At 46.9% G+C, this 24,223-nt stretch carries 18 protein-coding genes and 2 pseudogenes; 5 read left to right on the forward strand and 15 right to left on the reverse strand.

What is annotated here, in order from left to right; all coding sequences use genetic code 11:
- Positions 1–264 precede the first annotated feature (264 nt).
- The 11 genes from L693_RS0106365 to L693_RS0106415 form a co-directional block, all read right to left on the reverse strand.
- On the reverse strand, positions 265–1,884 hold the full coding sequence (locus tag L693_RS0106365) for an FAD-dependent oxidoreductase (protein ID WP_025716555.1): 1,620 nt from the start codon (positions 1,882–1,884) through the stop codon (positions 265–267).
- A 25-nt stretch (positions 1,885–1,909) separates the two neighbouring features.
- Complete coding sequence (locus L693_RS0106370; protein WP_049825080.1) at positions 1,910–2,875, reverse strand: ROK family protein; 966 nt, start codon at positions 2,873–2,875, stop codon at positions 1,910–1,912.
- A gap of 114 nt (positions 2,876–2,989) precedes the next feature.
- A complete protein-coding gene (locus L693_RS0106375) occupies positions 2,990–3,829 on the reverse strand; it encodes a MurR/RpiR family transcriptional regulator (RefSeq protein ID WP_025716557.1) in 840 nt (279 codons plus the stop codon).
- Positions 3,807–4,526: an N-acetylmannosamine-6-phosphate 2-epimerase gene (locus L693_RS0106380; protein WP_025716558.1), complete on the reverse strand. Its 720-nt coding sequence runs from the start codon at positions 4,524–4,526 to the stop codon at positions 3,807–3,809. Before L693_RS0106380 ends, L693_RS0106375 begins: the two co-directional genes overlap by 23 nt.
- A gap of 4 nt (positions 4,527–4,530) precedes the next feature.
- Entirely contained in the window at positions 4,531–6,072 is a 1,542-nt protein-coding gene (locus tag L693_RS0106385) for a DUF4127 family protein (RefSeq protein ID WP_025716559.1), read from the reverse strand.
- A 92-nt stretch (positions 6,073–6,164) separates the two neighbouring features.
- On the reverse strand, positions 6,165–7,955 hold the full coding sequence (locus L693_RS0106390) for a protein O-GlcNAcase (RefSeq protein ID WP_025716560.1): 1,791 nt from the start codon (positions 7,953–7,955) through the stop codon (positions 6,165–6,167).
- A gap of 52 nt (positions 7,956–8,007) precedes the next feature.
- Positions 8,008–8,898 carry a carbohydrate ABC transporter permease gene (locus L693_RS0106395; protein WP_025716561.1) on the reverse strand — a complete coding sequence of 297 codons (891 nt, stop codon included), beginning with the start codon at positions 8,896–8,898 and terminating at the stop codon, positions 8,008–8,010.
- A complete protein-coding gene (locus L693_RS0106400) occupies positions 8,898–9,779 on the reverse strand; it encodes a carbohydrate ABC transporter permease (RefSeq protein ID WP_025716562.1) in 882 nt (293 codons plus the stop codon). Before L693_RS0106400 ends, L693_RS0106395 begins: the two co-directional genes overlap by 1 nt.
- A 64-nt stretch (positions 9,780–9,843) precedes the next feature.
- Positions 9,844–11,118, reverse strand: a complete 1,275-nt coding sequence (locus tag L693_RS0106405; RefSeq protein WP_025716563.1) for an ABC transporter substrate-binding protein — start codon at positions 11,116–11,118, stop codon at positions 9,844–9,846.
- A 193-nt stretch (positions 11,119–11,311) separates the two neighbouring features.
- On the reverse strand, positions 11,312–11,875 hold the full coding sequence (locus L693_RS0106410) for a DUF420 domain-containing protein (protein ID WP_025716564.1): 564 nt from the start codon (positions 11,873–11,875) through the stop codon (positions 11,312–11,314).
- 307 nt (positions 11,876–12,182) lie between these two features.
- A complete protein-coding gene (locus L693_RS0106415) occupies positions 12,183–12,458 on the reverse strand; it encodes a GNAT family N-acetyltransferase (protein ID WP_025716565.1) in 276 nt (91 codons plus the stop codon).
- Positions 12,459–12,768: 310 nt separating this feature from the next.
- On the opposite strand from L693_RS0106415, the gene L693_RS0106420 reads away from it, so the two are divergent.
- Positions 12,769–14,763 (forward strand): serine hydrolase, encoded by a 1,995-nt coding sequence (locus tag L693_RS0106420; RefSeq protein WP_025716566.1) that lies wholly within the window; start codon positions 12,769–12,771, stop codon positions 14,761–14,763.
- Positions 14,764–15,049: 286 nt separating this feature from the next.
- On the opposite strand, the gene L693_RS0106425 is transcribed toward L693_RS0106420, so the two are convergent.
- The 3 genes and pseudogenes from L693_RS0106425 to L693_RS31145 all read right to left on the reverse strand — a co-directional run.
- Positions 15,050–15,586, reverse strand: a complete 537-nt coding sequence (locus L693_RS0106425; protein ID WP_025716567.1) for a hypothetical protein — start codon at positions 15,584–15,586, stop codon at positions 15,050–15,052.
- A 29-nt stretch (positions 15,587–15,615) separates the two neighbouring features.
- Entirely contained in the window at positions 15,616–16,026 is a 411-nt protein-coding gene (locus L693_RS0106430; protein WP_025716568.1) for a hypothetical protein, read from the reverse strand.
- A pseudogene (locus tag L693_RS31145) lies at positions 16,023–16,238 on the reverse strand (DUF4303 domain-containing protein); the annotation flags it as partial. The gene L693_RS0106430 and the pseudogene L693_RS31145, both read right to left, overlap by 4 nt.
- Before the next feature lie 445 nt (positions 16,239–16,683).
- Between L693_RS31145 and L693_RS0106440 the strand changes: the two are divergent.
- The 3 genes and pseudogenes from L693_RS0106440 (at position 16,684) to L693_RS0106450 (ending at position 18,851) form a co-directional block, all read left to right on the forward strand.
- Entirely contained in the window at positions 16,684–17,634 is a 951-nt protein-coding gene (locus L693_RS0106440; protein WP_025716569.1) for an ATP-dependent DNA ligase, read from the forward strand.
- A gap of 132 nt (positions 17,635–17,766) precedes the next feature.
- A pseudogene (locus L693_RS32065) lies at positions 17,767–18,197 on the forward strand (DNA ligase); the annotation flags it as partial.
- A gap of 111 nt (positions 18,198–18,308) precedes the next feature.
- Complete coding sequence (locus L693_RS0106450; protein ID WP_025716571.1) at positions 18,309–18,851, forward strand: MarR family winged helix-turn-helix transcriptional regulator; 543 nt, start codon at positions 18,309–18,311, stop codon at positions 18,849–18,851.
- A 131-nt stretch (positions 18,852–18,982) separates the two neighbouring features.
- Here the strand turns inward: L693_RS0106450 and L693_RS0106455 are convergent, their stop codons facing one another.
- A complete protein-coding gene (locus L693_RS0106455) occupies positions 18,983–19,918 on the reverse strand; it encodes a manganese-dependent inorganic pyrophosphatase (RefSeq protein ID WP_269320826.1) in 936 nt (311 codons plus the stop codon).
- A gap of 361 nt (positions 19,919–20,279) precedes the next feature.
- Here L693_RS0106455 and L693_RS0106460 point away from each other — a divergent pair.
- The coding region (locus L693_RS0106460; protein ID WP_025716573.1) for a S8 family serine peptidase at positions 20,280–24,223 on the forward strand (3,944 nt) is incomplete at its 3' end.

Below are 24,223 nucleotides of genomic sequence, written 5' to 3' on the forward strand. Positions count from 1 at the left end.
TCAGTTTTCAAAGATCAAACATTTCTTTTTCGCTGCGTTTTTCAGCAGCTATAAGATCATATCATGTTCGTTTCGAAAAAGCAAGGGTTATTTTTCTTTTTTTATCAAGATCATTTCGACCAAGCTTTTCACTTTTGAAATTGCTGTTTTGTTGTCAGCTCAAATAATATATCACAAACCCAAGCAAGTTAGCAAGCACTTTTTTCATTTTTTTATTACAAGTCCAAATACCCCTTCTCCGCCTCATTAAAATCAGCCAAGGGGCTAGTTGCCCCTCGCTGTGACTCCCTCCGGTTCAAATACCTCAGCAGGCCAATGTAACTCAACCCCCTGGCGAAGAAGCCTGTTTTGAAATCGTCCCAGATGTTCTGTAGATTCGCTCACTTCATTTGGGTATATTCCATTAGAGACGCAGTAAGCCGCCAGACTCCCCGCTGATTCCCCTATGTTCCACTCTGTAGGATGCAGACGGTAGCAGCCATTTGCGATTTGGGTCATCCCTATATTTTTGCAGGCAGGAAGCAGATTACGTACTCTTATCGGTATAAGGGAGCCTAACGGGATTTCATAAGGATAGTTGGGGATATAAAATGTCCGCTGAGATACCGTAGTCGGATGAAGATCCAAATGATAGCTGCCTACACCTACACTGTCTACATACCGTTTGGGTCCCTCCTCTCCACGCAGCTCACGACTTACATCAAACTCTGTTATCGTATACTTGGCCTGAATCCGGCGTGACTCGCGAATATAAGCTGTTTTAGCCAAACCATCCGAGGTGCCAAGAAAATCTCCCCGTGGCCGAATACCGGGATAGCCGAATCCTCCATCTAACCGGGGAGCTTCAGTCTGAAGCCAATAGATTAATGAACGAGTCAACTCACGCGCCCCTTCTCGATGTCTTTCCTGCTCCTGAGCGGTGACACCGATCAACGGACCAAGGTAATAATCATTTTGCGCCCAGTTTAAAAGAGTAACCTCACCATCATTTAACGGTTCGCTCCATATAGAGGGATCTACAATGCGGCGATAATCCCATAAAGATACTATGCCCTGATCGTTAGGGAATAAAGTGAACTGTTTTAGTTTACTGGTATCATCTGCGTCTGTAGCGAACCAGCTTAAAATTGGGAACCGCGAAAAGGAAGGGATATAATTCCTCCAGAAATCATATTGCTGCGGCCGCTCTATAATGAAGTTTCCTTGAGGGATATAATCTACGGCAGCAACATGAGTAATAGATTGCATATCCAAAGGATCAGCACACTTTAGTGCATGAGGCTCACCCGTCGCTTCCCGTGACTCTGCTCCACTCGAATACTCCACTCCCGCCAACGGAAGAAGATCGCCACACTCCGTCGCATCCAGATAGAATGTTCCCCGTAGTACACTAACTTCGCCCTTATGATCAGGGCTATCGGAAGTACGAACGGTTACAGAAGCAATACAGTCCCCATCCGTTTGAGCGGCAACAGGCACAGTATGATAATATACACGAACTCGCCCTGTATTCAGATAGGGAGCAAGCATATCTTCAAGCACCCGCAAAGCTACTCGTGGTTCATGAGCCAGACGACTGACCCAGCCGTTGCCGGGATTAAGAATGGGATCATTATGAGCTTCTTCCGTTAACGGATAGTTCTGACGGTAATAATCCCGTACACGATTGCGAAACTCACGGTACGTGGCTGTACAGCCGAGCTGTTCGATCCAGCGATGCTCATCCGGTGGAACAGCCTGTGAAGTTAGCTGTCCTCCCAACCAATCCGTTTCCTCCGTCATGATAACTCTCATGCCAGCCTTCGCTGCCGCAAGCGCTGCCGATGTCCCCCCAAGACCTCCGCCAATCACAACGATGTCGGTATCAAGCCGATTTTGCGTCATGGTTTGTTCCCCTTTCATGCTCGCGCTAAGTCTCCGTTATTTCAAAAGCAAGCCGCGCGGCACCTATAATGCCAGCGCGATTGCCGAGCAACGCCCGACTTACTTCCGTTTTAACTCCCATCAGGTGCAAATGCTTTTCCAGCAAGGGCCACCAGACCTCTCCCGCGTCTGCCACTCCCCCGCCTACAATAATCGCCTCAGGATCAAGCGTCACCGAAATATTAGCCAAAAGCACAGCTAAATCTGCGGTGTATTCGTCCAGCACCCGGATGGCCTCCAGGTTACCGTGAGCGGCCTCCTGCATGATCTCGTTCCCCGAGCGGTAGAGCCTGCCCGTGTATTCCGTGCCCCGCCGTAACAGGGCTGTGCCCGATACATACTGCTCGGCGCAGCCTTTTTTTCCGCAATTGCAGGGAAGACCGCCCGGGAATAAAATGCTGTGTCCCCAATCACCGCCGCTCCAATGAGTCCCTCTGCACAGCAGGCCCTGTTCCATAAACGCACCGCCGACACCTGTTCCCAAGGTGAGCATAGCCAGGCGCTGCTTGCCCTTCCCCGCTCCCTGCCACGACTCTCCAAGCAAAGCGGCGTTCGCATCATTATCAGCAATGGCGCGTACTGCCAGCTTTTCTCTGGCCCACGTTACCAAGGATGTGCCTTGCCAGCCAGGCAGGTTATCTGTCGCATACACGACTTCGCCGCTCTCCATATTGACTCTGCCAGCAGTTGCAATTCCCAGAGCGTCTATCCCCCTATTCGTACTGCTGTCTCCAAAAGAACGCATCAGTCCGAATACCGACTCGGACACCCGTGACAATACCCACTCACGTCCGCGAGAAGCGTCCGTATCCAGCCGGATTTCATCAAGCACTGATCCATCCTGTGCCACTAGGGCGGCTTTCACCGAGGTACCTCCAATATCAACTCCAATAACTCTGTTCATATCCTCTGCCACCACAGCGTCCTCCTCGTTGCCCTGCAACATAAGCATATAGGCTTTTTACCTACATTTTGTTGGATAAATTTTCTTATAGCAGCAACTCATATAACAACACAAAGCCAAGCCGGGAGCCTGAGAGCGCATGCGGTACTCGACATCAAAATCTCAATAGCTCCGCTCAATAACCGCCCTCGCGGTTTTTTCCTTCATCTGTTTGGTGTGATTGATGTGTTTGCGTGCAAGTCCTTCACAAAGGAGGTCAATTACGAACAGCTGTGAGATTTTAGCGCCAATTGAGCCTCCCTCTATCGGAGCTTCCTTGCCTGCAGTCAATAGAACGATATCTGCAATCGAGGTGATTGGCGATTTTGCATAATTCGTAATTGCGATAACTGTTGCACCGTTTTGTTTGGCCTTGTGCAGCATGTCGTTCGTATCCAGCGTACTTCCCGATACACTGATGCCGATAGCCACATCACCGGGGTTCATGGATACCGCCATCATTGATTGGATATGACCGTCTGCCACAGCCTCGGCGCGCCGCCCGATCCGTAAGAAGCGGTTTTTGGCATCCTGCGCGGAAATCCCCGAAGCGCCTACACCAAAAAATTGGACATAGCCGGCCTGATCGAGACATGCAATCGCGCGTCCAAGCTCTGAATGATCCAGGAGCCCCATGCTGGAGTGCAGAATATTGAGCATGTTGCGATACACTGTACGGGTAATATCATGATCGTTATCAAGGCCAAGGCGTTCCCCGCCTATATCAGTTTTGCGATAAGTTTGGTTTTGCGCCAGGGACAATCGGAAATCCTGGTAGCCTTTAAAACCAATCTTCCGGCAAAAACGCATGACGGTCGTCTCGCCTGTACCGGCAAAGTCAGCCAACTCTGTTACGGAGAAATATATAATATCTACGGGACGCTCCAGTACACACAAGGCAACTTTTTGCTCCGATTTTGTTAATGAAGGATAATACGTGTTAATTCGGTCTTTCATCTCCATAGATGCATTTCACTGCCTTCCTTGCGGCATCGGCAAACCGCTGCGTAATCAATTGAGGTCTGGTAATCGCCGAGCCTACAACCACTGCATGTGCACCCAGCCGAAATGCTTCCTTTACCTGTGCCGGGTCATGGATTCTCCCCTCTGCAATTAAAGGAACGGGAACCAGCTCCGATGCTCTCCGAACCAGTTCCAGATCCGGACCTTCTATTTGAGTAGAGTATGGCGTATAACCGGATAATGTTGTGGATACGCAGCCTACACCAAGGGAAGCCGCATGTAGCGCCTCCTCCAATGTTGATATATCCGCCATGGAGGTTACTCCATGCTCATGGGCGTAATCTATGAGTCGCTTGAGCTTGCACCCTCCCGGGCGTGGACGCAGTGTGGCATCCAGTGCGATAATATCCGCGCCCGCCTCAACCAGTTCCTCCATCTCACGAAGAGTCGGCGTAATGTAAATATCAGAATCTTCATAATCTCGTTTAATCAAGCCGATAACCGGCAAAGAAAGCGCCTGTTTGATCGCACGCACATCCGCTGCACCGTTGGCGCGAATCGCTACGGCCCCGCCCTGCTGTGCGGCACGTGCCATTTTGACCATCGAATCCGCTCCATACAGCGGTTCGTCTGGCAATGCTTGACATGATACAATCAGGCCGTGCCGCACTCTTGATAATACAGCTTCCATTTCCATGGGATCACTCTCTCTCCTCGGCATAATGCCGTACGGTCAATCCGACTTCAAAGGTGCGGTTCCACGGCATGTAGCAATCTGTAATTTTTACGCGGCCCTCCGGCCCGTTCACATACTCCTCAAGCGCCTGCTCCAGCCGCCCACGAATAACCGCAGCAACCGAACCCCTCTGTCCATCGAGCATAAACTTGGTAAAGCCCATTTGCTCCACAATTCCGTTATTCATAGCGGTGCGCACCACAGCGCAATAACAGGCGTCTTCGGCATAACGCAACGACAGAAAATCGAGATGCTCCTCCGTAGGTCCATAGTGCGTATACAGCATCGACTGGGCAATGACGGTTCCGAGGGTATTGGAGCTTGTATTCCAGCCAGCATAGCCTGCCAGCTTAAAAAGCAGTCCCTTTTGCTTCAATAGTCTAAGCAGCTTGAGATCGGCGCCGTTGGCATAGCCTACATCAGCGACGGCAATGTGTTTGCCAGCATATTGCAGCATGCGAGCACCGTATTCGACTAGTTCAACTACATTCCGGTGTACATCATATCCGGCCATTGCATGTTGCTGGGATGAAGCTTCTGCCATCGTGTCGCCAGGGGTGTTGGCCAGCAAAATCAAATCAGCCTCCGCCGCTGAGGAAGCAATCAGCCCACCGGCCGCTATAATCTGATATTTTAAAGTTTCATAAAAATAGCGATCCTCAAAAAGCGGAACAACGAATGCCCCTTGCAAGGCGGACAAGCGGGGATAGACTAGCGGCACAGCTTGATTCATTCGGTTAACCCAACGCGCCAGCAGCGTACATCCTACTTCATCGGCCCCTGGATACATGTACACGTTTAAATCCAGCGCGAGTTCGGAAATACGACTTCTTAGCCGCTGCTGATCCTTCGCGGTATAGCCATAGGGGGCCGAATCATCCTGTGGAATAATCATAAAATCAATAACGCCCTCTGCTACCAGCTCCAGTGCCGCTTCATTTGCCTCCAAATTCACACGGCGACGACCTAAATAATCTCCCAGTATTTCTACAGGCAACCGTTGGTTGATGTCAGCTAATTCAAGCAGTTCCTCTGAGGTAGCAATCCCCAGCTCCTGACGATGCGCAATGAAGCCCTTTCTGAATATCTCACGCCCCCAATCGGCATAGTAATCCGGTTCTTCATCAGCCAGAGAGTATTGAGGACAACGCATAATCAGTTGAAAAGCATATAAAGTCAGCTGCGGATATAGCTGTTTGAGCCTGCGAAGGCGATTCATCCTGTCTCTGATCTGCTTACTTGTCATTTCATGCAGGCGGGAAGGCACAATTCCACCATACAGCAACGTATCCATCGCAATAATAGCTCCATCAGCAGCAGCCGCATGTTCTTCGAGCCAGGCCCATAGGCTGGTTGTATCGCCAGGGGCTTTCTTTTGTCCCATCCATTCGAATGGAGGCCGTTCCATTTGCAAGTCTGTGCCCTGGGCCAGTAAATAGGGAAATTCATAATTACAAGGACGTTCATCCAGCGGCACAAAAAGCACACGGGTGTTTGGCTTCGCCACACGCTTCACCTCTCGTGAATATTACTGTTATCTCACAGCAATCATGATTTTCAGAGCAACTACACTGTCTGGTTTCTTTCCGCAGTTAAAGCCTATAGAATTAGTTGATATTTGCCCTGTTCATCCTGACCCACGTAGCCCCACTGCTCGGCAGCACGGATGGCAGGATTACTCCCCAGCTGGACCTTTGCTTCCAGGCAAGCGGTAATTCCGCTTCGCAGCTCCGCTACGATTTCATCCTTCAACCGCGGTGGCTCTTGCGGATCAGCCACTTCGCTTTGCGTGCCGCTCTCCTGTAACCGGGCATTATCCCGCTGTTCGGTAACGAGCACGGCTTGTCGCAGCACTTGCCACAGACTTGCGTCCAGTTCGGCACGCTCCAGCCACGGCCCAGCCTGGGACACGAACCCAGCGGCAGGGTCGTCGGCCGATACATTCCGCAGAACTTTCACGGCCTGAAGCAGCCGCTCAAAGTACATATCCAGCGCAGGGATATCGCACGCTTGCAAGGCAAAATCCACGTCCTCATACACAATACCGCCCAAGCGGCTATTTCTGTTTTGACGGCAGAAAAACATAAATTCCTCCGCACGCGCCCCTGCCAGTTCACGCGCAGCCCATGCCCAAGAAAGTTCTGGCATGTACCGCTCACTGTTCCACATGTAGTGGGCCATCGTAATGAGCGTCACTTTGGAGCACTCCCACTGATTCATCGGATTGGCTACCATCCCGGTATGCCCACAGTCCGAAAGCCTGGAATACCGCCCACGCAGTGGGTCGAGAAACAAGCGATCACGGTCACAGTCATTCACCGGGATGTTATCCCACAGCCACAGCTCATGCCCAAAGAAAACATGATTCTCAGCGGCATGCTCACGACTAATCTGTGGAGCAAAAACGAAGTACCCTGTCCAAAACACTTTAATCTCCGGGTGCAGACGCTCACGGAAATCCTTTTTATATTCCGTATCCCAATAAGACCAGTACTCCGAAGGACAAACCGTTAGTGTAAACTCAGGCAATCGCTCGGTCAGCCATGCATGCACCTTGTTGGTCAAAAAGACATGAGCATGACCCGAGCGGCCCAGCAAATGTCGGTTTTCTCCTTTTAGCACATAGTCAATATCATCCATTAAAACTGCAAAGTGCCTTACACCAATAGCCATTACAGCCGCCAGTTTTTCCGTCAGCCTCTCAAAATCTTCATCACTGCCGAAGCTCAGATCATTCCCTGGGCTGATACAGTAATGAAAATCAACCTCATTTTGGTCGCAGGCTTCCTTTAATTGGCTAATTTGTGCAAATGTATCCTTAGGGTACGGCTTCCGCCATAGCTCGCGATGATATGGATCATCTTTGGGAGCATACATAAACGTATTCATCCGATGTGCAGCGATAAAAGAGACGGCATCCAGCCGATCTGCGAAGCTCCACGGCTCTCCGTAAAACCCCTCAATAATCCCTCTGACCGGAAAAGAAGGCTCATCCCGAAGAGCTACCACCGGCAGGATACATCGCTCCTGATCAACTTGGAGCAGGAGATGCAGTGCATCCATGCCGTATTTAAGTCCTCTTTTATTGGAAGCATGGATTTCAATCCGGCCCTCCTTCTGAATCTCCAGTCGATATCCGTCTGCAACGAGCGCCCCATCATACTCCAGTACCAGTTGCACGCTGCCTCGTGATTCGGTTGGCACACCAGGTCCCGGAGGTAAAATCAGCTTGATCGGTCCCTCGGGGTCCAGCACACCTTCATACTCCTGATTCATCGCAAAGCGGGAGGACAATTCACAGACCAGACGCGGTTCAGGTACAACCAGTTTTTCTCCGCTGTCATATGCATCCCGAAAATAATATTGAATCTCCTGAGGTGTTAAGCCCATTGCAATCGCCTCTCCTTCCATTCACGGGCTATCCATAGCCGAAATATCCAGCCTAGCCTTTCACCGCTCCTGCCAGGCCTTCCATATAGTAGCGCTGTGTAAACAGGAACAAGATAATGATCGGCAGCACTGAAATCATCGTGCCTGCTGCTATCCAGCCAAAGTTATAGGCAAATTGACCATTGAGATAGGTGAGCGCAGCCGCCAACGGGTATAGCTCCGTATCGTTCAAAATAACGATAGGCCACAGGAAGCTGTTCCAGAACGACATGGCCTCCAGCAAAGAAATCACGGCGAGCGCCGGCTTCACCAGCGGAAGCACAAGCTGCCACCAAATTCGAAATTCCGAAGCGCCATCCATTTTGCCGGAATCACGCACATCGGTAGGAATATGAATAAACGTCTGTCGCATCAAAAAAATGTTGAACACAGAGACCGCTCCAGGCAGTACTACACCCAAATAGGTGTTGCCGAGATGAAACTCTTGAATGGTCAGATAATGCACAATAAATGCGGTATACGAAGGAATAATCATTGTAGCAATCAGCAGTGTAAACACCAGGTTTTTACCCTTAAAACGAAATACAGCCAAGGGATATCCCGTCAAACTGGCGAGCAGCACATTGAGCACTACGCCCAGCACCGTAATAATCACGGTATTCAGCATATACTTCGGAAAGTCCATAAATTTCCATACCTTAACATAATTATCAAAATCAATAAAGGTCGGGAAAATGGCGGGTGGCGATGAGAAAATGTTGCGACCCGGCATGAGCGATACGCTGAGCAGCCATAGGAACGGCCCCATTAAAAATAGAGCGAGCAGCACCAACAATGCATAGATGATCGTCATTTTTACAGTTCGCCCCAAGCTGCGCATGATCTGGCTGTTTTTATTTTTCGGAAGGGGTGAGTGTAGCTTTTTGTCATTCTGTAGACTCATCAATAGGGATCGACACCACCTTTCCTATTGAATCGGAACACGATAATACTGAGTACCGCAATCACCGCGCCAACAATTAAGCCAAGCGCCGAGGCATAACCAAACTTAAACTGCTCCATCCCTTTTTGGAAAATATACAAGCTGGAAGTCAACGTGGCCGTTCCCGGTCCACCCTTGGTCAACACATACACCTCGTCGAATACGCGAATAGCTGCCATAAGTGAAATGAGTGTGCAGAACAGAATGTAGGGTCTTAATAGCGGGAGGGTTATATGAACGATCAGCCGCCAGCGGCTTGCTCCGTCCACTCTGGCGGCTTCGTACAGGTCCTGTGGAATGTTCTGTAAGCCTGCCAGATAGAGCATCATATAATACCCGAGTCCCTTCCACATCGTGATGAACATAAGTACATACAAGGCTAAATTACTGTCCGATAACCAGTGGATCTCCCTGCTGATTAAGCCGACCTTCATGAGCAGATAGTTCACAACGCTGTTATTGCCCAGCAGCCAGCTCCAAATTAAGGCTATGGCTACCATGGAAGTTACGACAGGAATGTAGTAGGTCGTCCGAAATATTTTAATCGCTGGTATACGACTGTTCACCAGCACGGCCATCAGGATGGAGAAAATCTGAAGAAAGGGAACAATGAGCACATACACTAATGAGTTCCAGATCGAAATGAGAAAGTTGCGGTCCTTAAACGCTGCCTCGAAATTAGCGAGACCAATATAATGGGTATCCGATATGACCGAGTAGTCCGTCAAGGCCAGCGGAATGCTGTAAATAATAGGCCAAAATACAAAGACGGCAAGCAACAATAGTCCCGGCGTCATAAAGGCCCAGGCCGTAAAGGATTCCGACCTCAACCATTTGATCATGCTGCATCACCACCCGATTTTGATAAATGAACAGGGGAGCATTCACTTCACTCCCCTGCTGAACCTATTGCTTTAATATGTCATTCACTTCCTTCTCCAAAGCAGCAAGCGTCTGCTTGGTATCCGTTCCGTTTAATAAAATATTTTGAAAAGCACGTGTAATCGCACTGTTCACGTCCTTGGCATTAGGCACACCGACCATGTAATCAGTCGCCTTATCCAGGCTTTGTGCGGATACCACTTTCGCTTGTGCCTCCAGTGATTGATCTGACTGTGTGAAGTATGGATCTTTAATGGAGTCCTTCGTGGAAGGCAGCGTATTAGCCGCTTTGGAAAACGCCGTCTGGCTCTCTGCATTCGTCAGGAAAACAGCAAACTTCACCGCTTCTTTTACATGCGCAGACTTGGTCGGTACAACCAGATCCATGGTATTGGATAACCTCACGTCAGCTTTACCTGTAGGTACAGGAAAAGCAATCGTATTCTTATACACGTCCGGTGCCGCCGTTTTGATAAAATTGATAAACGTTGGGCCTGCCAGCTCGAAAGCAACCTGCTCTCCTGCATAATATTTCACTTGCTGCGAAAAATCAGCGTCTTCTTTAAGAACGACACCATCTTCCATCTGTTTTTTTAGGTTTTCAAGCATAGCGACTGCTTCCGGTGTATTGAACGCCGCTGCTGTCTTTTCTTTATTCAAAATCGGAATGCCATCTATGGCAAAAAGCTTGGATACAAGCTGCTGCGCATACCCGGCTTTACCGATTTTTCTATTGATTTGGCGGCCCCATTCCGACAGCTCTTCCCGCGTTTTGGGCGGATGGGCAGGGTCTAATCCAGCAGCCTTCACCAGCTTCGTATTCATGTAAAGCACTTCCGTACCCGTATACCAAGGTAACGCGTAAGCCTTTCCGTTAATAACTGTGGAATTATAGATACCTTCGAAATAAGCTGCTTTCTCCTCCGGGGACAAATACTCATTCATATCAACAACAGCACCCTTGGAGCCCATTTGGCTGGCAAATTCCGTATTGAGATTGACCACATCTGGACTGCTGCCACTAGCAATACTCGTCAACAGCTTGTTGGTTACCGCATCATAGGGGTAGTCCTTCCAGTCAATTTTGACATTGGGGTTCTTCTGCTCATAATCAGCAATCACTCGATTAAAATACGGAGTAAATGTAGGTTGTAGTGCAATCGTCCAAAATTGCAGTGTCACTTTCTCACCGTTTACATCTCCCGGTTTTGAGCTTCCGCCACCGCAGCTGCTCAGCAGTACAACCAGCGCCAGCATAGATACAAGCAACCGCAACCTGCCTTTCGCATTCTTTGTCACATGGTGACCCCCTTGTTCTTAGTTGATTAAGGTAAATTATAACAGAAATACCGGTAGAGAAGGAACGTTTTTTCAATAAAATAAATTTAGAAGGAATAATTTTTCTTTTATAGACATAAAAAAGACGCCTCTTTGAGTAGAGACGTCTTTTCTCCTTCAATGAATTTCAGAGGGTTTACTCAGGATGCAACTATTAATAGTACGGAGCCATGAATACGTACACGAGCACCCCGGTCAAACTTACATACAGCCAAATTGGCATGGTCCAGCGCGCAATTTTGCGGTGCTTCGCCACCTGCATCGTCCATCCCCAAACAACGGTGAACAGTGCCAGCGGCACGATAATAGCAGCCAAGATGCTATGCGAAATCAGCAGCGTAAAGTAAATCGGCCGAAGAATGCCCACCCCGCCATATTTTGCAGTTTCCGGCGAAATGTAGTGGAAGGTAAGGTAGGAGAATAAAAATAAAACGGTACTGGCAAAGGCCAGCAGAATAAAAGTTTTATGCACCTTAATGTTTTTCTTGAAAATAGCAATCAGCGCAGCCACCAGAAAAATAAAGGTGAAGCTGTTAAAAATCGCATTTAGCCTTGGGAAAATAGTGATATCGAAGCTTACACCACCCTGGTATCCGATCGGCGAAAAGAATAGCAGCAAAATAATCACGTTGGCTATAATGGAAACGGTGATAATCAAGGCTGTAAAATTACGATTGCTCGTTGGAACATACTGCTTGTCCTCACGCGCTTTAGTCATAATAAGCGTCTCCTTTGTTTAAATTCAGGTTTTTCGTATTTTTTTGTTTTTGTCCTGATCTTAACCATAATATATTATATAGAACACAAGGACAGCCTGTGAAGTGACAACAGTATGAACAATTTCACAGCGGTCTGTCTGAAAATGTGCTTCATTATCTTAGGATAACATTTTATCTCCATATATGAACGCTAGAATGCATTGATTTCTCAAGCTTTATACACACCAAAAAACACCGGAAGGTTTACTAACCTGATCCGGTGTTGTGTTGACGATTATACACCTCAGCCCCGCCTATATCCCGCATTTACTGCTGCCAAACGTCACTATATTCCTTATGGCGCTTGAACAAGGCCAGCGCATATGAGCAAGCTGGAATAACACTTTTATGCTGATCTCTCGCCATGTTCACAACCTTGTCGATCAGTTCCTTACCGATTTTTTGCCCTCGCAGTTGTTCCGATACAAATGTATGGTCAATGACCAAAGAGTGGTCATCTATGGATTTATAGCCTACCTCTGCAACCACCTGTCCATCATCCACCATGACTACCGCATGGTCCTCCTCGCGAATTTGTCTCATGAAACCGATCCCCTTTCTGTCTAAAAAAATCCTGTACTGGATATCCTTATCATTCCCCGATTTGGCGACCCGCGAAACATCTCATACATAAAAAACGACTTGGCGTCGACACTGAAGAGGCCTCCGGAAGCGTTTGTTTTCTGAATGACCCATCGCCCTTTAAGCCTAGTGCCTAATCGTCATATGACACTTTGGAGTGACTTGGTGTGGTGGGTGACGAAATGTAACTTGTTGGTATGACAAGTCCTTTGCCATACTTGGTTTTGCCGGACGCTATAAGGCAAAAATACATTTCAAGGAGAAATCATTCATGAAAAAAATGATTCACACCAGTCTCGCGGTTCTACTATTATCTGCTACGATAACTACCGCCTGTATGGCCCCCAACGGCGCGTCGGTTGCCGCACCCGTTAACGCACCAGTTGCATCTGAAAAGGCTAGCTTGGAGGGGCCGCGAGATGCCAAGGAACTAGAAGCTTTTGCAGATGGTGTTTTTGCGGACAAGATGAAGAAGTTTAATACCGTTGGTTCTAATTTTGTGGTCGTCACAGGTGGGAAAGTGATGCTAAGCAAAGGTTACGGTTATGCCGACAAGGAGAAAAAAATTCCTGTTGATAAAAATACCGTTTTTCAAATCGGCTCTGTTACAAAGTCATTCACTGCATTGGCAGCTATGCAGTTGGTCGATAAGGGGAAAATGGATTTAAAACACGATATCCAAGAGTATTTAGGAGGAATAAAGGTTCCGAATAAAACAGGAAAAAAACTGACGATGTTTGATCTACTTACATATTCAAGTGGATTTGACGAACCGGATATTTCCATGGAAATGCATCCAGAATACGCGGACAAATATTTTCCAATGAAGAAGTTCATTGCATCAAATATGCCAACTGTTGTCAGGCCTCCAGGAGAAGCGTACACGTATGACAATTTTGGTTTCATGCTAGCGGGATATGCTGTAGCAAACGTAACGGGCATGTCATATTCCCGATATATGGAAAAGAATATTTTCAAACCGTTAGGCATGAATTCGACGAGTGTGCGGTTTACCCCCCAATTGTTAAGCAGAATGGCTGCTCACTATGGACCAACAGGTGAACTGATACCCTTGGACGGGTTTAAACCAACGGAAAAACCTGAAGGCGGTATCGTTTCAACAGCAGATGACATGGCGAAGTACCTCATTATGCACCTGAACAAAGGCAAGTACAAAGGTAAAGAAGTGGTGAGTCCAAAGAGCATAGAGCAAATGCACACATACCAATTATTCCCTGACAAGGAGTTCCCGGTTACAACAATTGGATTCGAAGGCTACTTCAAAGAGAAGATGAATAATCAGCATGTGATTCTAAAAGGAGGAAATGTTACAGGGCATTCTTCCTTGATTGTTATTCTGCCTGAGAAGAATACAGCGATGTACATGTCCTACAATAACGACTCCATGATGAGTCTTGACGTGTATGAAGAATTTATGAATCATTATTATCCGAGAAAATCAGAGGTTCCAAAGTCAACCTACGCGACAATAAGTGAACAGCAGGCCCAAGACTACGTGGGATTATACCAAAATACGCGTTTTGCTGCCTTAAGGACGAAGGTTTCGTATTCGGACGGGAAATTAATAATGGAGACAGGAACATCAGGCAAACATACACTAAAAATGATCCACCCTTTATTATTTGAAGATGAATCAGGTAATAAATTGACGTTTAATAAAAATCAAGCAGGCCATATTGCATATTTGTATTACATGCAGCTCCCAGACCTCGTTGCTTATGCGCAAAAAATAAACATTGATTCACCGTTTTCTGATGTACCTGCGGATAGTAAATATATTTCATATATAAACAACCTTAATGCTTTGAAAGTCATGAGCGGAAAGTCAGCCAACCTCTTCGATCCGAAAGGAACGATGACTCAGGGAGAATTCTCAGAAGTGCTGCTGCGCGCCCACGGGTGGTATAAACAACCTTTCATGATTGAACCGAATAAGAAGCAGATGATGGCCGGACTACGTAATTATCAGCCTAATTCTCCTATCACTAGACAAATGGCGGCGGTAATGATCCAGAACCTGAAACAGGTTGAGCCTGGAACCAAGGTCAAATTGAGTGGCGAAACGGATGCTTGGGCAGTTAAAGCAGTCACAGCTCTTGTTTCCCAAGGTATCATGGACCCGGATACCAAGATCAATTTAGACGGCTCCATAGACTTCCGCTCCAAACAGCTTTTGAAGCGTCAAGAAGCCAGTGCCTTGTTGGATCAAGCATTTAATTACTATACGTTGCCAATCAGTCACTAATTCAAAAGATTAAATAGAAAAAGTAAAATAATAATCTTTAAAGTATTCATATGGCGGGTCTTTGTCAATACGAGGCAGGATTACTGCGGAAGCTGGCATGAGCAACGATGATAAAAAACATCAGGTATAAACCATGTGTAACTCAAGCCTCATCTCAAAGCACTGCGATATTCGCATACTCCTAATATTCAAAAACGCTACTGACAACGGGATGTCAGTAGCGTTTTACATTTTTTCGGATTCCTCGTAAATCCGATTTCGGAATGTTCAGGTTCCAGGTATGTGATTATTCGTTATTCGGCGTGGCCGGACTAGCCGTGGGCATCAAGCCTTTAACGGCGCCGAGAAACGGGCGAATGGACTTGATCATACCGTAGCCCATCTTCACGACCGGGACAAATTTCTGGATCATACCGAACAGCCGCAGGCCGCCGCCGAGCATACTTCCAAGCCCTCCTGCACCCGCACTGGCACCGCCAAGCCCGCCCAGGCCGCCGAACAGCGAGCCCATCATCGGCAGGAATGCAGATACCTTGGCATCTGGCTTACGGGAGCGCGAACGGCCAGACGGTTTGCGTGCATCGCTTCTCCGGTTGCCGCGACGGGCGCTCGGGGCATGAGCACCAGCTCTGCGTTTGAGAGGTCGGGAGTCTTGCTTCCTGGAAGGAGCACGTGGGGGAGCTCCAGCACTGGCAAGTACCAACCCGCCGCGATTAACGTCGGTGATGTAGCCGACGTAAGTCTCTCCGCTGTGCAGGGTGACACAGACTGGACGGCCTTGGAACTTCTTAGCCCGTTCACGCATCTCTTTCGATTGTGCCATGGAAGTTCACCTCGCTCACTGATTATAATTCAGTTTACGCCAGGGGCGGGCTGCCTGCTTGTGCGAATGGGGCATACACACGCCGAAAATCGTTTGATGGGCTCGCCGCCCTCTTGAAGCAACGTTTCGGGATAACCATCTTCATCTACCTGAAATAAAAAAGAGAATGACTCCTCCTTCAGCTTCGTAAAATAATAGTCTTCATTTTGAATAAGTCTCGGGTTTCCGCCTGCTTTGATCAAAAAAGGCTGACCCATTGATTTTTCGTCATGGCTTAGTTTCCCGTCTGAAATTGCATGCTTTATAAGACCTGGGTTAGTAAACATATCTTTGACGCTTTCAGTCGAAATGGGATGCTCAATCACCTTGATCGAGCAATTAGGATATATGTTGTTTTTCAGGTACTCCTCATAGTCTTCAGGGATGAAGATCGAAATCATGCTCTCCGGTTTAAAGGAATGGACGAGGTTAATTGTTTAACATCATCGAAGCTCTCATCCCTGAAACAACAATAGGGCGAATCGGCATAGGACCATTTGATGAGTTCCGCAATCGTTGATCCCGGCGTGTCGCTTTCTTCTCCTTGCCTGGCCGCTTTCCTCTCCAAGGCCTCCCATGACCAGGCGGAGATGCTTGGCGCATGTCCCTCTCCAGTCGTAAATAGCGTGCAGTAATAGTAATGTTCGCCATTTTCAAAAAGAGTGCGAAAGGACGATCATGGCCACATCGCAATCTTTGCCGCCAGCGCCTCTATCTCTTGCGTCGATTTCATGACATTCGCCCCTTAGCCCTGTCCACTCCATCTCCGGGGAGAAATCGACGTGTCGTGTCAAATGCAGAACAAATTGATTTTTGGTTCAAACAAGTAGCCTTACTATTTTTTGACGAACCAAATTCTAACTAGTATGTGCCACATCTCACACATAAGCGTTCTAAATAAATATTAAAGGAGAATTTAATAATATGTTATGCCATTTTTGCAATGAGGAATTAGAGTCTGCTGCTGAACACCTTGAAGCCGAAACAGGTTTCCCAAAATTAAAATTTCAAGAAATGGAAAGAATAAATTCTAAGAATGTAAGAGAGGTGAATAAAGTATGGAACTAGAGCCAATCGTTCCATTTGAACCAACCAGGGTGCAGACTCCTCCATCAGGAACTAAATGGGTTGCCCAAGTAAAATGGGATGGGGTAAGGATTCTACATTACTTTGATGGAAATGAATCTCGATTATTCAATCGAAAATTGAATGAACGTACTATGCAATATCCTGAATTACTTGATACTAACGCTTTCTGTAAAGCTCGTTCTGTAATTCTCGATGGAGAAGTCATTGCCTTTGACATGACTAAGCCTTCCTTTCATGAAATCATGAAAAGGGATCGTTTGAAGCAAGCACATAAAATAAAACTGTCTGTAAACACAAATCCCGTGACCTATATGATTTTTGATATCTTGTTCTATAACGGTGCCTGGGTTACTGATAAATCATTAGATTATAGACAGCGATTGCTCGATAAAATCATCGTACCCAGAAATAATATACAAATTTCGCAAAATTTCAGTGATGGAATAGCTCTTTTTAACCTCATGAAGCAATATCAAATGGAAGGTGTGGTCTATAAGGATATCTCCAGTAAATACAGAATAAATGGTAAAGATGGTCGATGGAAAAAACATAAAATTGTGAATGACCTTTTTGCTGTTGTAGGTGGGATTACACGAAGTAATCATATTGTTAATTCACTTTTATTAGGTCTATATACCGATAAAGATGACTTTATATATATTGGCAGCGCAGGTACTGGGAAATTAACACGTCATGATTGGGTATTCATTACTGAACAAACAAACAAGATTGTCTCAGCAAAACGACCATTCTCAAATGATCCCGAGAAATCCAAAGATGTTATTTGGGTAAAGCCAGAGTTAACCGTGAAAGTTGAATATCTTGAATTTACCCCCGGAGGAACAATGAGGCATCCCAGTATTCAGACTATTATCGATGTTGATAAAAATGAATGCACAATAAATCAAATATTCAAATAGATTAGTGTACATAGATCATGCATTAATGTACACTACAAAATTTATGTACACTAATTTTTTAATCCTAGTTACAATTATCAAACAAGAAAAGATATAAATTGTTATGATTAATGATCCATAATTTTTATGTAGATACTAATTAAAAGGCTGGACAGCTCCTACACATTGGGTGGGAAGGACGCTGGATCAAGGTCAAAAATTATGGCGATATCATTGCTGTCATCGGAGGCTATACCCTGAACGGAGGTATTATTAATGCTGTACTGCTGGGCCAGTATGACAAGCAAGGAAGGCTGCGATACATCAGACATGCAGGTACAGGCAAGCTGACTCGGGAAGATTGACGTCAGCTTGCCGAGCGCCTCATGCCGCACACGATTTCGGAGCAACCATTTGTCAATAAGCCGGACCGTCATCAAGATGCAATCTGGGGTCAGCCTATGTATACCGCCAAGGTTCAATATAGTGAGTGGCGATGGGAAGAAGGACGTACCCTTCGCCAACCCTCCATACAAGCCTTTGTCAATCAGAACATTGAGCAGTGCGTCGGCCCTTGGACGTAATGCTTAGCAGGTACGCTTTCAAAAAAATGCGGAATAAAGTTTGTATAAATCATTGCAACCAGTGGTTAATTAAATTACAGTTAACTAATTAACTACATCGAGGTGAATGGCATGTTCTTTTTCCTAGACTCCGAAATTCGGCAACTGGCTTATAATTTGTTTCCGGGCGGCAATAAACCGATTAGTGTTTTAGTGGATTTGTTTTCCATAACATGTGAAATACGTAAAGATATGGAGAAACGTTCGCGTGAATTTGGTCTCTCCTACGGTCAATATATCGCGCTTTGTGTACTCTCTGCGCAAAGAGATGAAATGTCGTCTCCTTCCAGTTTGGCTGAAAAGATGGGTGTAAGCCGGGCAGCAATCAGCTCTATGGTCATTTCTCTTGAACAAGACGGATATATTAACAAGTACGATGATCCCAATGACAAACGAAGCGTATTTGTTTCCCTGAACGATAAGGGGAGAGGAAAAATCAAACAAATGGACCCTTTTTTCATAGGACTAGCTTCGCGCCTGATGTCGGACTTCAGTGAATCGGAAATTGCCCAGTTTCAAACCTATTTATCACACGTACGTTCTGCCTTTGAAGATGTTAAAGGTTACGGTCTAGCAGACCCCAAAATGACGGGAGACAAATGGTGTGAAGACTAAAGAAAAAATAAGCCTCCTGCTTCCACCTGCTTTAATGCAGTTGGGTTCTAGAGGCTTATTTTCCATAAAGGCAGCTAACACGCATTGTGAGCTTAATAGTCGCGTATAGCTTGCCATCTCGATCTATGAATTTACAGACTGTTAAAAGCGTCTGTCAATACAGGGACGATTTGCGATTTGCGGGATACGACGCCTTTCAGAACGGCTTTGTTGTCGTCCAGCTGCACATTATAGGCTTTTTCAACTGCTTGTGCCTGGCTTCCCAGCGCAATACCAATAGAATCACTATTCACAATGTCCGTTACGACGAACAGGAACAAATCCAGGTTTTTGGCTTCAATCGTCTGGGACAAGGCAGCTTCCAGCTCAGCTTGACGGGATAATACGTCGTTCACATCTACCGCGTTCACTTGAGCAATTTCCACTTTGCGACCGTTCATCTGGAATTCCTTGGCATCCAGACTTACCAGCTGCTCAATCGTGTGGCCACTCAAATCAGCACCCGCTTTAAGCAAGTCAAAACCGTAACGATCTGCATCTACACCAGCAATTTCAGCCAGTTCACGTGCAGCAGCAACGTCTTGATCCGTGCAGGTTGGGGATTTAAATAGCAGGGAATCCGAAATGATCGCAGACAACATTAAACCTGCGATTTCTTTTGGAACCGCAATACCATTCTCCTTGTAAAGCTTGTTCAAAATGGTAGCTGTGCAGCCCACAGGTTCAGCACGAAAGTATAACGGCTGGCTTGTTTCAAAGTTAGCGATCCGGTGATGGTCGATGACTTCAGTCACCGTTACTTTGTCAATATCAACAGCGCTTTGCTGGCGTTCATTATGATCGACCAGAATGACGCTGTCCGTTTCCACAGCAACCTGCTCAACTAAGCGCGGTGCGCTTACTTTGAAATAATCCAGTGCATACTGCGTTTCCCCGTTAACCTCACCCAGACGAACCGGTTCTACGTCCGCACCCAGCTTGGTTTTCAAATCTGCATAAGCAATAGCTGAGCAAATGGTATCCGTATCCGGATTTTTATGCCCGAAAATCAACGTTTTTGCCAACATAATCGACTCCTCTGCATTAAGCATTCTACATCATTGTGAAATCTCAACAATTCCAATGCAGATTATATCATTAAATCTCGTTTTCTCCCATTCCCCTTTCAAAGATTTCAAAAATAATCTAGTAAATTCATAACATTTCCATGGAATCTATACGTGAAGTTACCCTTATTTTTTCTAAAAATATGAAAAACATATAGTAAAATATCCCACCAATATGGTAAGATATGCCTCAAAACTGGCAAGTTAGTCACTAGTGGTCAATCTATCAATTTAGATATTAAGGGAGGCGTGAAAACAGCGGCAGTGGCTTCAAATCCTAGTATGTAGACATATCATATTTTGATTGAAAAGAGGGAAATCTTTGAAAAAGCCAAGCATTTTGAAAAAAATACCTGTCGTATCACTCGCTCTTGCCTTAACGGTAAGCTTGTCTTTGCCGTCCATCAGCTCTGCCGCTACCGCAGACCTGTCAATCGGTTCGTTTTTGAAAGCCCAGGAAGCATTGACGGTCGAGGCGGCTCCGGCCTTCATCTCGCCAGAGCTGAACACGGATTCTTCCCGCCAGGTCAGAGTCATCGTACAGCTGGATGGTAAGCCTCTAGCCGTGGACAAATATGTGGCACGGACAGGTGCCCAAGCTTTCACTGCTCAATCTGAGCAAAAAGCGGAATCCGCCATCGCCACAGAGCAATCAACGTTCGTGGATAAAGCTGCAGAACACGGTATTTCTCTTGAGGTGAATTACCAATACAATACGGTGCTTAACGGTTTGGAGGTCACACTGCCAGCCAATAAAATTCCAGAACTGGCTAAACTGCCAGGCGTAAAATCCATTCACGAAAACAAAACATATTATTCTATCCCCGTACAGGACCCACCCACACTTACAGCCAGTGAAGCAACCTATGACAATGCACCGCTGGATCAAATTGGTGTTCCCGAAGCCTGGGCAAAAGGTTTAACAGGTGAAGGAATCAAGGTTGGAGTTATCGATACCGGTATCGATTATGAGCATCCCGATTTGAAAGCGGCTTACAAGGGTGGGTATGACTCTTTTGAACAGGATAACGATCCTTACGAGGAACCGTTACTTGATAAAGAGAACGACCCGTATGGCACGGGTTTTAGCGGAACAACACACGGTACTCACGTCTCCGGTACGATTGCTGGTCAAGCAGCGAATAAATCCTCGGAAATTGTGCAAAAAGGTATTGCTTATAAATCGGGCTTATACGTTTATAAAGTGCTTGGACGCAACACCGAGACAGGCCGTTCCTCCGGTTCCTCCGCACAGGTCATTGACGGTATTGAACGTGCTGTCAAAGACGGCATGAACGTCATTAACCTGTCACTTGGCTCCGACTCTGAAAAAGACCCGAACTCCCCGGACTCCATTGCCATCAATAATGCTGTGCTTTCCGGCGTAGTTGCGGTCGTTGCAAACGGTAATGCTGCGCAAAGCGGAAAATATTACTATTCAATGGGCTCCCCTGCAACAGCCCAGCTGGCAATTTCCGTCGGTGCAGCCACTTCGGCGAGTAAAAGCTTCTCAGGCACAGCTTCGGTCACCCGTGATTCCTATTGGGAAGCTAACGGTGAATTGAAAAAAACTGTAACCGCTGATGCATATGGACATTACGATTTTAATTTGATGGGCTGGGAGACAGGCAGAGAAGACTTTGCCTCTATTTTGGGAACTGCCCCTTATGAGCTTGTATACGCTAATCTGGGACAACCTAGTGATTTTAAAGGAAAGGACGTAGCAGGGAAGATTGTCCTCGTTTCACGCGGTAATTTCGCATTTGTCGATAAAATCGCAAATGCGAAGGAAAATGGTGCAAAGGCTGTTATCGTTTTCAATGGGAATACGAAAGCGGGCGACACCACCAAAGCTGATTTAGGGGAAAGTATTCCGGATCGCAATGACTACGTAAATTCCAATTTAGGCGACAGCTTTGATTTTATTCCAACCTTTGATATGAGAGGCAAGGAAGGTCGCGCGCTGGCCAGACAAATCGTGGAGAATGCAGGAGAAAAGTTCACTGTCTCCTTTGGAGCCGATTATCATCGCACAGATAATGCTGGCAATACCATGGCCGGATTCAGCTCCCGTGGACCCAACGGAGATGAGCTGCTTAGCATCAAGCCGGATGTAAGTGCACCGGGAGTTAACATTATGTCAACCTACCCTGCCTTCGCCAAGTTTTATCCAGATGCATCTTATCAGTATGCGTACAAACGTAGTAACGGAACCAGTATGGCCTCCCCACATGTGGCTGGACTTGCCGTGCTCTTGAAGCAGCAGCATCCAAACTGGACACCGTTCGATATTCGCGCTGCTCTCGCCAATACTTCGGTGACACTGTTTGATGAGGATAAAACCCAATATGATGTGTATTCCCAAGGTGCTGGTCTTGTAAACATCGCGAATGCGATTCAGACACCAGCCCTGCTGGAAACCGTTGAAAAGATAACGATTCTCGACAAAAACTTTAATCGGCAGGAGGTTGTGAATTACAACCCTTCCGCTAGCTTCGGAGTGATGCGACCAGGTAGTGATGCGAAGCAAATTCAGCTTCAGCTCAAAAACTTGTCCGGTAACTCTGTGCAGTACGAAGCCAGCTATATTTTGCATGATCATGTCACTTCTGATCCTACAAAGCCAATTGCTACACCTGATGTAAGCAACATTGCCGTGCAGTTGCAAGGTGTCGGTGCAAATGGGGCAATCTCGGCAGAACCAGGTAAATCCCAGCCGTTCTTCCTGTCTGTACAACCCAATTCTAGTGCAGCCACAGGAGTATATGAAGGGGAAGTTATTCTGAAAAGCGCTGGACTGCCAACACTTCATCTGCCATTCGTCGTTCATGTCGGCAATGAAAATCCGGCAACAGGCTTCGGCGTGCAGGATCTGAGTGTCACCAACCCGATTATTTATCCGAGTCGTACAGGCGTTCAACGCTCAACAGATCTTACTTTCCGCCTGACTACGGATGCGACTAACCAAATTGCGCTCTATGTATACGGCGTAGATGATAAGTTAATCGGTCTAATCAATGGAATTACGACTTCCAAGGAACAGGGACCGAACGCTCGTCTCAAACAAGGCGCATACTCCTTTAAGGATATTGATGGAGGTTACGTTGAATTAGATGACAATGGAAAGCCTGTTCTGGATGCCAACGGTCAACCCGTAATTCAACATTTGAAGGACGGAGTATACAAGCTGGAAGTTAGCGCTCCAGAGTTGAATGCAAAAGGCGAGGCCAAGCGCGATACCGACGGCCCTAAATTCTTCACCGCCAATAAAGCTATTCGTGTGGATAATAGTGCCGTACCCGGCAGTAGTGGCGGCGGAGGTGGAGGCGGTGGCGGTAGAAGCAATACAACATCTTCTGCAGCAACCAACATATCCACTCCTGTCTCTACCTCTGCACCTTCACTTCAAACCGTAGTGAAGCAAGGACAGGCTGTGAAAGCTGTCACTACAGCCGTTGCGGTTAACAATAATGTACAGTCGCTGACTGTAACTGATGCAGACTTACAAGCTGCTGTAACGGCAGCAGGTTCCAGCCCAGCAGCTATTGTCCTGTCGGCTGCTAGCCAAGCAGGCCAAACAACCAAAGCAGCGCTCACTTCCGCTCAGTTAGCAACGCTGGGCAAGGCTCCAGCAGGAAGCAGCCTGATCGTGAGCAATACAGGTTCCTCGCTGGCTTTGCCAATGTCCGCTCTGAAAAATGCTCCTGCAGGTGCAGGCATTGAAGTGGTCATCAGCAGCCAGTCGCAAGATAGCAGTACATTTACAGGCAAACTGAAAGGCTCTACTGTGATCGGCACACCGGTAGGCTTCGAAGCTAACGTCATCACTGGCGGCAAGAGTCAACCACTCAAAGTTGCTCCAGGACAGTTTATTACCCGCTCTTTTACCGTCCCTGGACAAATGGATTCGAATACAGCCGGTGTGCTCTATACAGCGAATGGAAATGTCTATCCGGTTCCATCCGTCTTTACCAAGCAGGCAGATGGATCTACCGTTGTGAAGGTAAGCCGTCCGGGCTTCTCGACGTATGCGGCAGCAACGCGTCCGGTTAGCTTTGAAGACATTTCATCGTCGTATGCCCAATCCGAAATTCAATCATTAGCGAACAAGCTGCTGATTAACGGCACAACCGATACAACCTTCTCACCGAAGAAGAACGTGACACGTGCAGAATTTGCAGCTCTGGTAACCCGGGCCCTTGGTCTGACACCAGGCACGGCTGCCCCATTCAGTGATATTCCTGCAGACAGCTGGTATACCGGCGA

This window comes from Paenibacillus sp. 1-18 (assembly GCF_000520755.1).
Classification (GTDB): Bacteria; Bacillota; Bacilli; order Paenibacillales; family Paenibacillaceae; genus Paenibacillus; species Paenibacillus brasilensis.